The sequence below is a fragment of the Nonomuraea diastatica genome, from assembly GCF_004349015.1.
Classification (GTDB): Bacteria; Actinomycetota; Actinomycetes; order Streptosporangiales; family Streptosporangiaceae; genus Nonomuraea; species Nonomuraea diastatica.
This window is the reverse complement of record NZ_SMKP01000007.1, coordinates 62,063-74,542: the sequence shown is the minus strand read 5'-3', so window position 1 is coordinate 74,542 and position 12,480 is coordinate 62,063. Positions and strand designations below refer to the sequence as shown.

10 protein-coding genes are annotated in these 12,480 nt (G+C 70.2%); 3 read left to right on the top strand and 7 right to left on the bottom strand.

Features of this window, described 5'->3' with window-relative positions:
- Positions 1-3: 3 nt before the first annotated feature.
- Positions 4-576: a DUF6506 family protein gene (locus E1294_RS03910; protein WP_132504521.1), complete on the bottom strand. Its 573-nt coding sequence runs from the start codon at positions 574-576 to the stop codon at positions 4-6.
- A gap of 133 nt (positions 577-709) precedes the next feature.
- Between E1294_RS03910 and E1294_RS03905 the strand changes: the two genes are divergently transcribed.
- The 3 genes from E1294_RS03905 (at position 710) to E1294_RS03895 (ending at position 3,021) form a co-directional block, all read left to right on the top strand.
- The gene (locus E1294_RS03905) at positions 710-913 is read left to right on the top strand and encodes a hypothetical protein (protein ID WP_132504519.1); all 204 of its coding nucleotides are present in this window, start codon (positions 710-712) and stop codon (positions 911-913) included.
- 10 nt (positions 914-923) lie between these two features.
- Positions 924-1,829: an RNA polymerase sigma factor SigJ gene (sigJ, locus tag E1294_RS03900; RefSeq protein ID WP_246082794.1), complete on the top strand. Its 906-nt coding sequence runs from the start codon at positions 924-926 to the stop codon at positions 1,827-1,829.
- 73 nt (positions 1,830-1,902) lie between these two features.
- A complete protein-coding gene (locus E1294_RS03895) occupies positions 1,903-3,021 on the top strand; it encodes an NAD(P)/FAD-dependent oxidoreductase (RefSeq protein WP_132504517.1) in 1,119 nt (372 codons plus the stop codon).
- A 57-nt stretch (positions 3,022-3,078) separates the two neighbouring features.
- Here E1294_RS03895 and E1294_RS03890 read toward each other — a convergent pair whose 3' ends face one another.
- From E1294_RS03890 to E1294_RS03865, 6 genes are all read right to left on the bottom strand, one after another.
- On the bottom strand, positions 3,079-5,766 hold the full coding sequence (locus tag E1294_RS03890) for a cellulose binding domain-containing protein (protein ID WP_132504515.1): 2,688 nt from the start codon (positions 5,764-5,766) through the stop codon (positions 3,079-3,081).
- A gap of 227 nt (positions 5,767-5,993) precedes the next feature.
- Complete coding sequence (locus tag E1294_RS03885) at positions 5,994-6,515, bottom strand: DoxX family protein (protein WP_132504513.1); 522 nt, start codon at positions 6,513-6,515, stop codon at positions 5,994-5,996.
- Between the two features lie 87 nt (positions 6,516-6,602).
- Positions 6,603-9,479, bottom strand: coding sequence for a glycoside hydrolase family 3 protein (locus E1294_RS03880; protein ID WP_132504511.1), 2,877 nt, complete (start codon positions 9,477-9,479; stop codon positions 6,603-6,605).
- Positions 9,480-9,491: 12 nt separating this feature from the next.
- Positions 9,492-10,313 (bottom strand): carbohydrate ABC transporter permease, encoded by an 822-nt coding sequence (locus E1294_RS03875; protein WP_246082793.1) that lies wholly within the window; start codon positions 10,311-10,313, stop codon positions 9,492-9,494.
- Complete coding sequence (locus tag E1294_RS03870; RefSeq protein ID WP_132504509.1) at positions 10,310-11,173, bottom strand: carbohydrate ABC transporter permease; 864 nt, start codon at positions 11,171-11,173, stop codon at positions 10,310-10,312. Before E1294_RS03870 ends, E1294_RS03875 begins: the two co-directional genes overlap by 4 nt.
- A complete protein-coding gene (locus E1294_RS03865) occupies positions 11,174-12,478 on the bottom strand; it encodes an ABC transporter substrate-binding protein (RefSeq protein ID WP_132504507.1) in 1,305 nt (434 codons plus the stop codon).
- Between the last annotated feature and the right edge of the window lie 2 nt (positions 12,479-12,480).

Genomic DNA, 12,480 nt, shown 5'->3' with positions numbered 1-12,480 from the left:
GCGTCAGCGTCGGTGGCCGACGACGCCGACGGGGACGGCGGCGTCCACGGCGCGGATCACCGGCTCGGCCGCGTCCGGCCCCGCCGTGCCGTAGAGCTCGATCAGCTGCAGGTCGGCCGCCATCTTCCCGGCCACCTCGGCGGCGGCCGCCGCGTCCGGCACTCCGACCACGGTGGTGCTGCCGCCGCCGTCCTTGTCGTGCACGACGCGATCGGCGACGGGGTCCGCCCCTTCGTGCACGATGATGAACGCCTCGGACAACGCCTCCCCGGCCTCGAACCTGGCCTTGAAGGACGCCACGCTGGTCAGCGACTCGAACCCGTAGTAGATCGCCCCCACCGGCACCCTGCCGCCGGACGCTCTGACGGCCTCCGCGTGCCAGAGGGCACCGAAGCCGCCGCAGAGCTCGACCTGGTCCACCCCTTCCGCCACCAGACCGGTCACCAGCTCCGCCATCTGGGCGGGCTCCCCGACGGCGCGTACGCGGGTGCGTCCGCTCGCGTTCTGGATCACCAGCACGTCGGTCCCCGGGTCGGCGCCGGCCTCCTCGTAAATGATCACTCTGTCCTTCGACATGGCGCTGCTCCTTCTCTTGTAGTGCTCTTCACCTTGCCACCTCAACTAAGGTTCAGGTCAACTGCCGCCGACATCACCACCCCCGTACCAGATTCGCCGACTCGCGAACGGTCGGCGCTCGGACGGGATGAACATGGCCGAGATCGGCAGGATGGTCGGCCGCATCGGCCTGTTCTGGCCGCCCGATGCAGGGGCCGTCGAGATCGGGCACGGCGGGGCTGCGGCGTTGGAGCGCCGGCGCCGGGACCGTGCGTTACCGCACCACGACCGGCGCGAGAACACGAACCTCCGCCCCGGAGTAGTTCCCGCTCGGGGCGGCGGCCGGGTGACGGCCTAGCATCGGAGGGGTGGAGGTTCCCGGCGCGGAGGAGCGGCCCCCGGCGCCCGTGGCCGTGTTCGAGCAGCAGCGGCCACGGCTGTTCGCGCTGGCTTACCGCCTGCTCGGCTCCGCCGCCGAGGCCGAGGACATGGTGCAGGAGGCGTACGTACGCTGGAGCCAGGCCGGGCCGGTCGAGGTGCCCGCGGCCTGGCTGACCAGAGTGGTCACCAACCTGTGCCTCAGCCAGCTCGCCTCCGCGCGGCGGCGGCGGGAGAGCTACGTGGGGGCCTGGCTGCCCGAGCCGGTGCTGACCGGCGACGGCGCGCTCGGGCCGCTGGAGACCGTCGAGCAGCGCGAATCGGTGTCCCTGGGCGTGCTCATCCTGCTGGAACGGCTGACGCCGACGGAGCGGGCGGTGTTCGTGCTGCGGGAGGCGTTCGGGCACGGCCACGCCGAGGTCGCGGGCATCCTCGGCATCACCGAGGCGCACTCCCGCCAGGTGCACCGCCGGGCCAGGGCGCACCTCGGCGAGCCGCGCAAACGGTTCGAGAGCGACCGCGAGCACCATCGCCGGATCGTGCGGGGGTTCCTGCGGGCGACACTCGGCGGCGACGTGGCGGCGCTTGAGCAACTGCTCGCCGACGACGTGGTGGCCTGGGCTGACGGCGGCGGCACCGCCACCGCCGCCCGCCGCCCGGTGTACGGGCGAGCGAGGGTGCTGCGTTACCTGCGCGGGCTCGCCCACCGTCCCGAGGCGGCCTCGATCGCGTGGGACATCGTGGAGGTCAACGGCGAGCCCGCCGTCGTCGTGCGTGACGCCGGCGGCGGCCTGCTCGCGGTCTTCGCCGTGGAGATCGCGGACGGGCGGGTCGCCGCGGTCAGGACCATCGTGAGCCCGGCCAAGCTCGCCTTCGCCGCCACGCAGCTCATGTGAGCACCGTCACAGGCCCTGTGTGTCACGAACGGCCGGGCTCGCCGGTTCAGGTGGGGACTCGATCGGAGGAACCATGACGAACCACATCGTGGTACTGGGAGCCGGATACGCCGGGCTGGGGGCGGCCAAACGCGCCGCCCGCCGGCTGCGCTCGACGGGCGCACAGGTGACGCTGGTCAACGCGGCCGACCGGTTCGTTGAGCGGGTGCGGCTGCACCAGTTCGCGGCGGGGCAGCGGTTGCCCGACCTGCCGCTGGCCGGCCTGCTCGGCGGCACCGGCGTCGAGCTGGTGGTGGCCGAGGTGACCGGGCTCGACCTTCAGGAGCGGACGGTCCAGCTGAGCGGGCCGCCGTACACGCTGAGCTATGACGTGCTGGTCTATGCCCTCGGCAGCGCCGCTGACCTGGACACCGTGCCGGGGGTGCGCGAGCACGCGTGCCCGATCGCGACGGCGGGCGACGCCGTACGGCTGCGGGCGCGGCTGCGGGCACAGCCGGCCGGGCCAGGACCGGTGACCGTGGTGGGCGGCGGGCTCACCGGGATCGAGACGGCGGCCGAACTCGCCGAGACACACCCGGGGCTGCGGGTCGAGCTGGTCTGCGCCGGCCCCGTCGGCCCTGGCCTGTCCGTACGGGGCCGCCGCCACATCCACCGGGCCTTCGCCCGCCTCGGCGTCGTGGTACGCGAGCACGAACCCGTCGCCAAGGTCGGCCCCGACGGCGTCCTGCTGGAGACCGGCGACGAGGTGCCCGCGCGGACGGTGGTGTGGGCGGCCGGGTTCCGCGTCTCCCCGCTGGCCGCCGCGTCGGGGCTGCGCACCGATGAGGAGGACCGTATGGTCGTCGACCGGTCGCTGCGCTCGGTGTCGCATCCTGAGGTGTTCGGCATCGGCGACGCGGCGGCGCCGCCCGGTGAGCGGTCGTTGATGTCGTGCCAGACCGGGCTGCCCATGGGCCTGTGCACAGGCGACGCCGTGGCCGACCTGGTGACCGGGCGGGAGCCCCGGCGGGCCAGGTTCCGCCACGTCTGGCGGAACATCAGCCTGGGCCGCCGCGACGGCGTCACCCAGTTCACCCGCGCCGACGACAGCCCGCTGGACGTCGTGCTCACCGGCCGTGCCTCCGCCGCCTTCAAGGAGACCATCATCCGCGGCACCGTCTGGATCATGCGCCGTCCCGGCCCCTGGCTCTGATGGCCCGGACGAACCGGCGAGGCGCCCGTTTCCCGCGGGGAACGAGCGCCTCACGGGTCACGCCGGGGTGCAGGTGAGGGTGCCGGGCGAGGTGTGGGCGCCGTCGGCGTTGAAGCCGAACGACGCCGTCCCGCTGGGCGCCAGGTTGCCGTTGTAGCCGGCGTTCACGACGCTCACCTCGGCGCCCGTCTGGGTCTGTGCGCCGTTCCAGAGCTGGGTGATCTTCTGGTCGCCCGGCCAGGTCCAGCCGACCTTCCAGCCGTTGATCGGGGACGTGCCGGTGTTCTTGACCGTCACCTCCGCCTGGAAGCCGCCCGGCCACTGGTTGCCCGCCTTGTACGTGGCCGTGCAGCCCCCGTCCGCCGTGGGCGTGACGGTCGGGGTCACCGTGGGCGTGACGGTCGGGGTCACCGTGGGCGTGACGGTCGGGGTCACCGTGGGCGTGACGGTCGGGGTGACGGTGACGGGCGGGCCCGTGCGATCGCCGTAGATGATGCCGCGGCCGTTGGTGCCGAGGTAGACACGGCCGTGGACGCGCGGATCACCGGTGAGGGCCTCGCCCATGTTGCCCCACTGGTGTTCGTCGTCGTTGATCCTGAGCCAGCTCGCTCCGGCGTCGTCCGAGCGGTACAGGCCGGTGACGCCGTCGATGGTGGCCACGGCGAAGACCGCCATGTACGTCCCGCCGGGCGCGGCCTTGCCGAAGCCGACGTTCACCGACGTGGTGATGCCGGGCATCTTGGAGAAGGACGCCCCACGGTCCGTGGAGTGCCACAGGCCGCCGTCGCCGGCCAGCCACAGGTCGCCCTCGCGGCCGGGCACCGCCTTGAACTTGCCGCCGGCCGGCAGGCCGGTCGCGGCGGTGGCGGCGAACGTGGCGCCGCCGTCGGTGCTGCGGTAGAGGCGGCCGCCGCTCAGGCCGTAGAACGTCATCGGGTCGACCCGGTCGGACTCGACGACCGCGTCCGTGGGCAGGCCGGAGGCGGACTGCCAGGAGTTGCCGTAGCCGACCGAGTGGACCGGCGCCACGCCCTTGGGCGCCCAGACGAAGCGGGAGCCGTCGGCCGCCGCCGCCACCGTGCCGCCCTCGTTGACGCCGCCCGGCTCCGTGCCCTGGAACCAGTTGGCGCCGCCGTCCGTGGAGAAGGCCACGTGGCTGTCGCCAGGCCGGTCGGCGTCGGTGAAGTTGCCGGCCCGCACCATGACCGACGGGTTCTGCTCGGCGTAGTCGAGGCTGGTGGTGGAGGTGAACGTCGGCGAGGTGAACATCATCGGCGGCACGGCGTCGAGGTCGGTGTGGCGGAAGCCGGCGATGTCGCCCAGGCCGCTGACCAGGGGCGCGCCACTCGGCGGGCTGATCAGGTCGAGGACGGCCGTCTCCTCCAGGCCCCTGGCCATGGGTGTGATCGTGAACTGCTCGTCCGCGTCCCAGCGGGTGAGGTTCTCGGTGCCGTAGATGGTGGCGCCGGTGCCGTACATCATCCTGTCGGAGTCGAACGGGTCGATCTCCAGCGACTCGGTCATCCAGCCGAGCTTCGGCGCGGTCTCGGGGGGCTGCGGGTTACCGCCGAACGTCAGCCACGGGTTCTCCGAGATGTCCATCGTGTAGCGGAAGGTGCGGTTCGGGTACGACGCCCAGTCCCACACCCGGGTCCAGGTGGCGCCGGAGTCCGTGGACCGGAAGAAGATCACGTCCGGCCACCAGGAGATCTGGGTGGCGACCATGATCGTGGACGGGTTCTGCCGGTCGATGGTGAGACCGCTGTAGCCGAAGTAGTCGTCCTCGCTGGAGGACGGGATGGGGCTGATCTGGGTCCAGGCACCCGTCTCGGTGGTGTAACGCCACACGTCGCCCTTGGCCCCGTCGTACGGCCCGCCGGTGTCGCTCGTGGCGATGTAGAGGTAGCCGTTCTCCGTGTCCAGCACGCCCTTGTGCGGCAGGTAGCCGGTGGGCTGGCCGGCCACGCGCTGCCAGGTGGCGCCCGCGTCCGTGGTGCGGTAGACGCTGTTGTCCTTGTCGGCGACGCCCACGTAGATGGTCCTGGTGGCGGTGCCCTCGGCGGACGAGCGCGGGTCGTAGGTCACCCAGAGCACGCCGGGCTCGTGGCTGAGGTAGCCGTTGGGGTCGCTCGGGTCCTGGGCGTAGTTGCCGGGGTTGGGGAAGCTCGTCACCTCCGACCAGGTCGCGCCGTGGTCGGTGCTGCGCCACAGCCCGTTGCCGTTGGGGGCGCCGAAGTAGAGCACGCTGTTGTCGTTGGGGTCGACGGACAGCGCCTCGCCCATGCCGCGGCCGGGCATGTTGCCGCCGAGCTTGAACGGCAGCGGCGTGACCTGCCAGCTGTCGCCCTTGTCGGCCGAGCGCAGGATGGCTCCGTTGCCGGGGTCCCAGTCGTTGGTGTACATGCCGACGGCGGCGTACACGCGGTCGGTGTCGACGGGGTCGGTGGCCAGGCTGATCACGCCGTTGTAGCCCCACCGGTCCCAGCCCACCCAGTCGAGCAAGGGGGTCCACGACTTCGTGGACTGGTTCCAGCGGTAGGCCCCGCCGATGTCGGTGCGGGCGTAGATGAGGTTCCGCTCCGCCGGGTTGAAGATGATGCCGGGGACGAAGCCGCCGCCGTCGATCCTGACGTTCTTGTACGCGTACGGATCCGAGGCCACGGCCGACACCGGTGACATCCGCACGACCGCCGCCACGAGCAGGAGGACGGCGGTCGTGAGCATGACGAACAGTCTTCTTCGCATGCGCGGCTCTTCCTTTCCAGGCACGCCAGCAGGCGCCCCGAGGGCTTCAGATGACCCGCCATGCACGAGCAGAGTGCAGGACCCTGACCGTCGCCGCGCCTTCGCGCATGAGCTCATCAGAAGGCTCACACACGCCCGCGGCGATGGTCAATAGTTTGGATGGGCAACGAATTAAAGAAGATGCGGAGCCCGGCACGCCGGGCCCCGCATCACTGTCGAACCCCTGCTCACCGCCCGTACGCGGGCTGCCGACCGCGGTCGAGCGACCCAGGGACCGATCGCGAAGCCGGCGGGTGGACCGCGGCCCAGAGCGCGATCCCGATGTAGAGCACCTGCTCCGGGATCCGCTCCCACAGCGGCGAGGCCTCCCCGCCGGCGAGCGGCACGTCGGCCACGGCCGCGTGGATGTTGGCCGGCAGCAGGGCCACGAAGAGCAGCGCCAGGCAGATCCCCGCGGCCTTGCGGGTGCCGGCGAGCACGAGCCCGACGGCCCCGGCCAACTCCAGCACACCGGTCAGGTAGACCATCAGCGCGGGGAACGGCACGAACGGCGGCACCATGGCCAGCAGGTCGGCGTGGTTCGGCATGGCGGTCACTCCGGCCGGCACGAAATGCGCGCTTGCCGTCATGACCAGCATGACGGCCAGCCCGTGGGCCGCGCTGACCCGCCACGTGGCGAACCGCCGCACCCCCAGCGCTCCCAGCAGCCGGAACACCACCGTGGCGACCAGCAACACGATCACAGTCATACGTACCCTCCTTTGGATAGCACCACTATCCCACAATTTGGATAATATTGCTATCCAATATGGGAGGGCTTTCGTCTCGGTCCTGACCTAGCCGGTGAACGAGAGGTCCCTGATCCGCAGGTCACCCTTGAACACGAGGTAGAGATCGCCCTTGCCCGCCCTGAGCGTGGCGCTCGCCGTACCCCACTGGTAGATCCCGCCCGTGGCGGGCACCTGCGCGGTCGCGAGCAGCCGGCCCGCCGGCGAGCCCGAACGCACCTCGACGGCCCCGCCGCTCACCGACGCGACCCCGGCGGTGAACCGGGAGCCGTACGACGCGCGGGTGAAGGAGATCCAGTCGCCTTCCGAGCCCGCCACGGCCTCGCCGGCCGCCTTCGTCTCGTCCGCGAACGTCACGCCCCGGTAGTCGTCGAAGTCCATCGCCCGCGTGGTCCTGCCCAGGTCGCGCACGGGAATGGTCTCGCCCCGCACGCGCAGGGTCGCGCGCCGGCGAATCCGGTCGGATGAGGAGCCGACGAGGACGTCATGGGTGGCCTGCTCCACGGCCCACGTGGAGCGGGTGTGGTCCCAGACGGCCAGGTCCGACCGCTTCACGGTGAAGGTCACCGTACGCGACTCCCCCGGGTCCAGCGTGACCCGCTGGAAGCCGCGCAACTGCTTGACCGGCCGCGTGAAGCGGGACCGGCGCTGGTGGGTGTAGAGCTGGACCACCTCGTCGCCCCTGACGTCCCCCGTGTTGGTGACCTTGACGCTCACCTGGTCACCGCGCACCTTGAGGCCCTGGTAGCCGAACGACGTGTAGCTCAGCCCGTGCCCGAAGGCATAGAGCGGCCTGTCGTTCCCATAGAGGTACGTCATGCCGGTCTTGGTCAGGTCATAGTCCAGGATGTCCGGCAGGTCGTCCGACGCCGGCCAGGTCTGGGTGAGCCGGCCGCCCGGGTTGACGTCGCCGAACAGCACGTCGGCGACGGCGTGGCCGGTCTCCGGACCGGCGTGCGTGGTCCACAGCAGGGTCGGCGCGTCCACGATGACGGGATAGCTGGTCTCCAGGACGACGACCGTCCTCGGGTTGGCCTCGCGCACGGCCTCGATCAGCCGCCGCTGCCCCTCGCCGAGCCGCAGGTCGTCGCGGTCGTGGAACTCGCGCCCCGCCACGAACGGATGGCTGCCGACCACCACGACCGCCACCTCGGCCTCCGCCGCCCGCGCGGCGGCCTCGGCGACGCCGTCGGAGACGACCTCCTTGGCGAACCTCGCCGCCTGCGCCTTGGGCGCCAGGCCGAGCGTGCCGTCGGCGGCGACGCCAACGTACGGGTCGGGCAGCGCGAACCAGCTCTCGACGGTCTCGAAGCCGGCGTACCTGATCAGATAGGCGCCGTCGGGCTGCCGCTCCAGCGCGAACTGCTGGGAGACGTACCAGCCGTCGGGGTCGGCGTCGTCGGTGTCGAGCGAGCGCCAGTCGCCGCCGAGCAGCCTGCCGTTGCCCGCGTTGCGCAGCGTGGACACGCCATCCGTCCAGTCGGTCAGGTCCCACTGCGAGGCGGCCGTGGGCGCGGTGTCGGTGAGCGCCGCGTTGTCGTCAGGGCCCGTGCCGGTGGCGGTGACGTATCCGCCGGACTCGAGGTGCTTGAGCGCGACGCGCTCCAGACCCGGGCTGGTCGTGACGTCCCCGACCCGCTCCTTGATCCCGTCGAGCGGCGTCACCTGGTACGGCAACTGCCCGGAGTACCAGTCCCTGTACACCTTCCCGGCCAGCGGCCCCACCACGGCCGCCGACTTCGGAGCCGTCAGCGGCAGCACGCCGGAGTTCCTGAGCAGCACCGCGGCCTTGCCCGCGGTCTCGCGGTTGAGCTTCCGGTGGGCGGCGCTGTCGATCACGTCCTTGGTGATCTTCTTGTACGGCCCGCCGTCCGGGTCGAAGTGCCCCAGCCGGGTCCGGATCGACAGCACGTTCCGCACCGCCCTGTCCACGTCGGCCTCGGTGATGAGGCCCTGGTCGAGCGCCGCCGTGAGGTGCTGGACCATCGGCCCGCCGTCGCTGTTGTCGATCGTGTAGCTGTCGAGCCCGGCCTTGAGCACCGCGGCGAACGCCTCGGGCTTGGTGTCGTAGTACTCCTCCAGGTCCGTGAGCGCGTGCGGCCCCCAGGCGTCGCTGACGTTGTAGAGCGTCTTGTCCGTCCACGACCTGACCACCGTGTTCAGGTCGGGGTTGACGTGGTTGGGCCGCCCGTTGACCAGGTTGTACGACGCCATCACGCCGGTCGCCGCGTCGGCCGAGACGGCGGCCTTGAACGCCGGCTCGTAGTACTCGTGCTTGAGCTTCGGCGTCAGGTTGGAGGAGGTGAGGCTCCGGTCGGTCTCGTTGTTGTAGGCCAGGTAGTGCTTCAGCACGGGCGCGGTCTTCAGGTAGAAGGGGTCGTCGCCCTGCAGGCCCTTGCCGTAGGCGGTGGAGATCGCGCCGGTCAGCAACGGGTCCTCGGAATAGCCCTCCTCGTTCCGGCCGGAGCGCGGGTCGCGCAGCAGGTCGACCACGGGCGCCCAGACCTGCAGACCCCACAACACGGGATCGACGGCGTTGTGACCGCGTACCTCGTCACCGACCGCCGAGCCGACCCTTCTGATCAGTTCCGGGTCCCAGGTGCTGGCCAGCCCGACCGCCTGCGGAAAGATCGTCCCGGCGGCGAACTTCTGGTTCCAGCCGTCGTCGCGGTGGTTGGACCAGGCGACGCCGTGCAGCGCCTCGGTGCCGTTCTTGTGATAGCCGATGCCGAGCCGCGGGATCGCCGGCTGCGACTGGTGCAGCAGGCCGAGCTTCTCCCCTAACGTCAGCCGGCCGAGCAGGTCGTCGACCCGCTGCTCCAGCGGCAGGCCGGGATCCTGGAACGGATGTCCGGCCGCCTGGGCCGGGGGCACGACGAGCATCGAGGCCGCGAGAACGAGGGCGGCCGGTAACGGGATTCGCATGGGGTTTCTCCATCACTTGATGGCGCCGACCGTCACACCTCGGGTCAGCGTGCGCTGGAAGATCAGGAAGAAGGCGATCGCCGGGACGACGCCGAGCAGGGCCGAGGCGCTGGACATCGTCGCGTCCATGTATCTCTCGCCCTGCAGGACACCCAGCGCGACGGGCACCGTCTGGGTGTCGTTCGAGATCAGGAGAATCAGCGGCAGGAAGAACTCGTTCCAGGTCCAGATGAAGAAGAAGATCAGCAGCACGCTGAGCGTGGGCCGGCTGATCGGCACCACGATCCGCACCAGCGACCGCAGCCGGCCGGCGCCGTCGATCGCCGCCGCCTCCAGGATCTCCTTCGGGAACCGGCCCAGCACCGCGCTCAGCAGGTAGGTGCCGAACGCCGCCTGGATCGCCGTCATCACGATGATCACCGACAGCCGGGTGTCGTACAGGCCTGCCGCCTTGGCCAGATAGTAGAGCGGGTAGGCCAGCGACTCCTGCGGCAGCGTGTTGGCCACCAGGAAGAGCACCAGGATCGACAGCCGGCCCTTCACCCTGCCGATGCCCAGCGCGTACGCGTTGAGCACCGACAACACGACGGCCAGCGCCGACACCGACGCGCTGATGACGAAGCTGTTCCAGAGCTTCGTGCCGAACTCGACCCGGTTCCAGAAGTCCACGATGCCCTGCAGGTAGAGCCCGTCGGGCAGGCTCAGCGGCCCCTGCGAGCTGTACTCCGCCGGCGACTTGACCGCGTTGATCGCCACGATCGCGAACGGGAAGACCATCACGACCGCCAGCACGACCAGCGCGAACAGCACCGCCCAGCGTCCCGGGCCCCTCACGGCTCACGCTCCTGCACGCGCAGGAACAGGAACGTCACCACGACGATGATGAGGGCCAGCACGGTGGCGATCGCGGAGCCGTACCCGACGTTGCTCTTCTGGAAGAAGTTCAGGTAAGAGAAGTACGACGGGACCATGGTGGCGTTGCCGGGCCCGCCGCGGGTCAGCACGAAGATCGGCCCGAACACCTTGAGCGCGGCGATCGTGCACGTCAGCAGCACCACGAAGATCTCCGGCCGGATCTGCGGGACCGTGATGTGCCAGAACTTGCGCCACCACGAGGCCCCGTCGATCTCGGCCGCCTCGTAATAGGACGGGTCCACGCGCTGCAACCCGGCCATGAAGATCACCACCGGATAGCCCAGCTGGAACCAGACCATGACCGCCATGACGGTGGCCAGGGCCAGGTCGGGATCGCCGAGCCAGTCGAGCTCCAGCCCGAAGATCTGGTTGACCGCGCCGTACGACGGGTGCAACATCCAGCCCCACACCACGCCGGCGATGGCGACCGGCAGCACCTGCGGCAGGTAGTACATCGCCCGCAGCGCCGAGGCCGTCCGTGCCCCGAAACGCCGGCCGATGTAGTCGAACAGCGCGGCCGCCAGCACGAGGCCGAGCGCGGTCGGCACGACGGCCATCGCCACGATCAGCCCCACGTTGTGCTGGAACGACTCCCAGAACCGCTCGTCGCCGATCAGCCTGGTGTAGTTGTCCAAGCCGATCCACCGCGGCGTGCCCACCCCCGACCAGCGGGTGAAGCTCGCGCCGACGTTCATCAGGAACGGCACGACGATGACGGCGAGGAACAGCAGCAGGCTGGGGACCAGGTAGAGCCAGTACCCCCTCGTGCGCTGCCTCATCTAGAAGCCAAGGTCGGCGAGATTGTCCTCGTACGGTCCGGCGATCTCGTCCAGCACCTCGGAAGTGGTCTTGCTGCCGTTGATGAGGTTCTGGACGCCGGCCACCAGCACGTCGTAGTAGCCGGGCGCGGGCCAGTCGGGGTAGAAGGCCAGGCCGTCGGCGGCGGTCAGCTTGTTGAAGGACTCGATGAGCTCCTTGCTCTTCTCGTCGGTGATCGCGGCCGGGTCCGCGGCCACGGGCACGCCGCCGGAGTTGCCGAGCAGGTTCTGGATCTCCTTGCTCATGGTGATGTCGATGAAGTCGTAGGCCAGATCCTTGTTCTCCGACTTCTCCGGCACGACCCACAGGTTCCCGCTCGAACCGGGCGACATGGTGGCGCCGGGGAAGAGGAAGTGGCCCCACTCGAAGTCCTTGATCTCCGAGGCGAGGCGGCCGTACCACCAGCTGCCGCTGATCATGATGGGGAACTCTCCGTTCATGAACGCCACGCCCATGTCCTCGGCCTTGAGCCCGGAGGAGTTCTTGGCGATGTAGCCCTTCTTCACCCAGTCGGCGAACGTGTCGGCGCCGTAGGTGAACTCGGGGCCGTGGAAGTCGACCTTGCCCTTGTAGGACTGGAACGCCGCCAGCCACGGCTTCTGCGCCTTGGTGAGCGCGAGCTGGTAGAGGATCTGCTGGGCCGGGTATTCGGCGCCGGCGTTCGCGACCGGCGTCACGCCTGCCTTGACGAACGTGTCGAGCGCGGCCGTGAGCTCCTCGAACGTCGTCGGCACCGCGACCTTGTGCTTGGCGAAGAGGTCCTTGTTGTAATAGACCATCACGAACTCGCCGTAGTTGGGGATGCCGTACCACTGGCCGGAGCCCATCACGCCGCGGTCGTCGTACATCGCGGTGGTCTGCAGGCCGCCGGGCAGCAGTTCGTCCCAGCCGCGCTTGGTGGTCTCCTCCGTCAGATCGGCCAGCAGGCCCTGCTTGGACAGCAGGCCGGCGGTGGCGTTGCCCTTGTTGTACTCCATGAGGTCGGGCGCCTCGTCGGAGTTGAGCACCATGCTCGCCGTCTTCTGGATCTGCTCGAAGCTCTTCTCCTCGAACTCGACGGTCACGTTCGGATGGGACGCCTCGAACTTCTTGATCGCCTCGGCCCACGCCTTGCCCATGGCGCTCTCGGCCGACTCGTAGTGCCACAGTCTCAGCACGCGCGGCTGGCCGCTGTCCGCGGGCGACGGGCTGTCGGAGCCCGAGCCGCAGGCCGACAGGGCGAGCACCACGGCGGCCAGCGCCGCCGCGCCTCTCAACTTGACCATGA

Bases quoted from the DNA above. Each gene is read 5' to 3' on its own strand.
- E1294_RS03895 (WP_132504517.1), top strand. From the start codon at position 1,903: ATGACGAACCACATCGTGGTACTGGGAGCCGGATACGCCGGGCTGGGG.
- E1294_RS03870 (WP_132504509.1), bottom strand. From the start codon at position 11,173: ATGAGGCAGCGCACGAGGGGGTACTGGCTCTACCTGGTCCCCAGCCTG.
- E1294_RS03880 (WP_132504511.1), bottom strand. From the start codon at position 9,479: ATGCGAATCCCGTTACCGGCCGCCCTCGTTCTCGCGGCCTCGATGCTC.
- E1294_RS03885 (WP_132504513.1), bottom strand. From the start codon at position 6,515: ATGACTGTGATCGTGTTGCTGGTCGCCACGGTGGTGTTCCGGCTGCTG.
- E1294_RS03890 (WP_132504515.1), bottom strand. From the start codon at position 5,766: ATGCGAAGAAGACTGTTCGTCATGCTCACGACCGCCGTCCTCCTGCTC.
- E1294_RS03910 (WP_132504521.1), bottom strand. From the start codon at position 576: ATGTCGAAGGACAGAGTGATCATTTACGAGGAGGCCGGCGCCGACCCG.
- E1294_RS03865 (WP_132504507.1), bottom strand. From the start codon at position 12,478: ATGGTCAAGTTGAGAGGCGCGGCGGCGCTGGCCGCCGTGGTGCTCGCC.
- E1294_RS03905 (WP_132504519.1), top strand. From the start codon at position 710: ATGGCCGAGATCGGCAGGATGGTCGGCCGCATCGGCCTGTTCTGGCCG.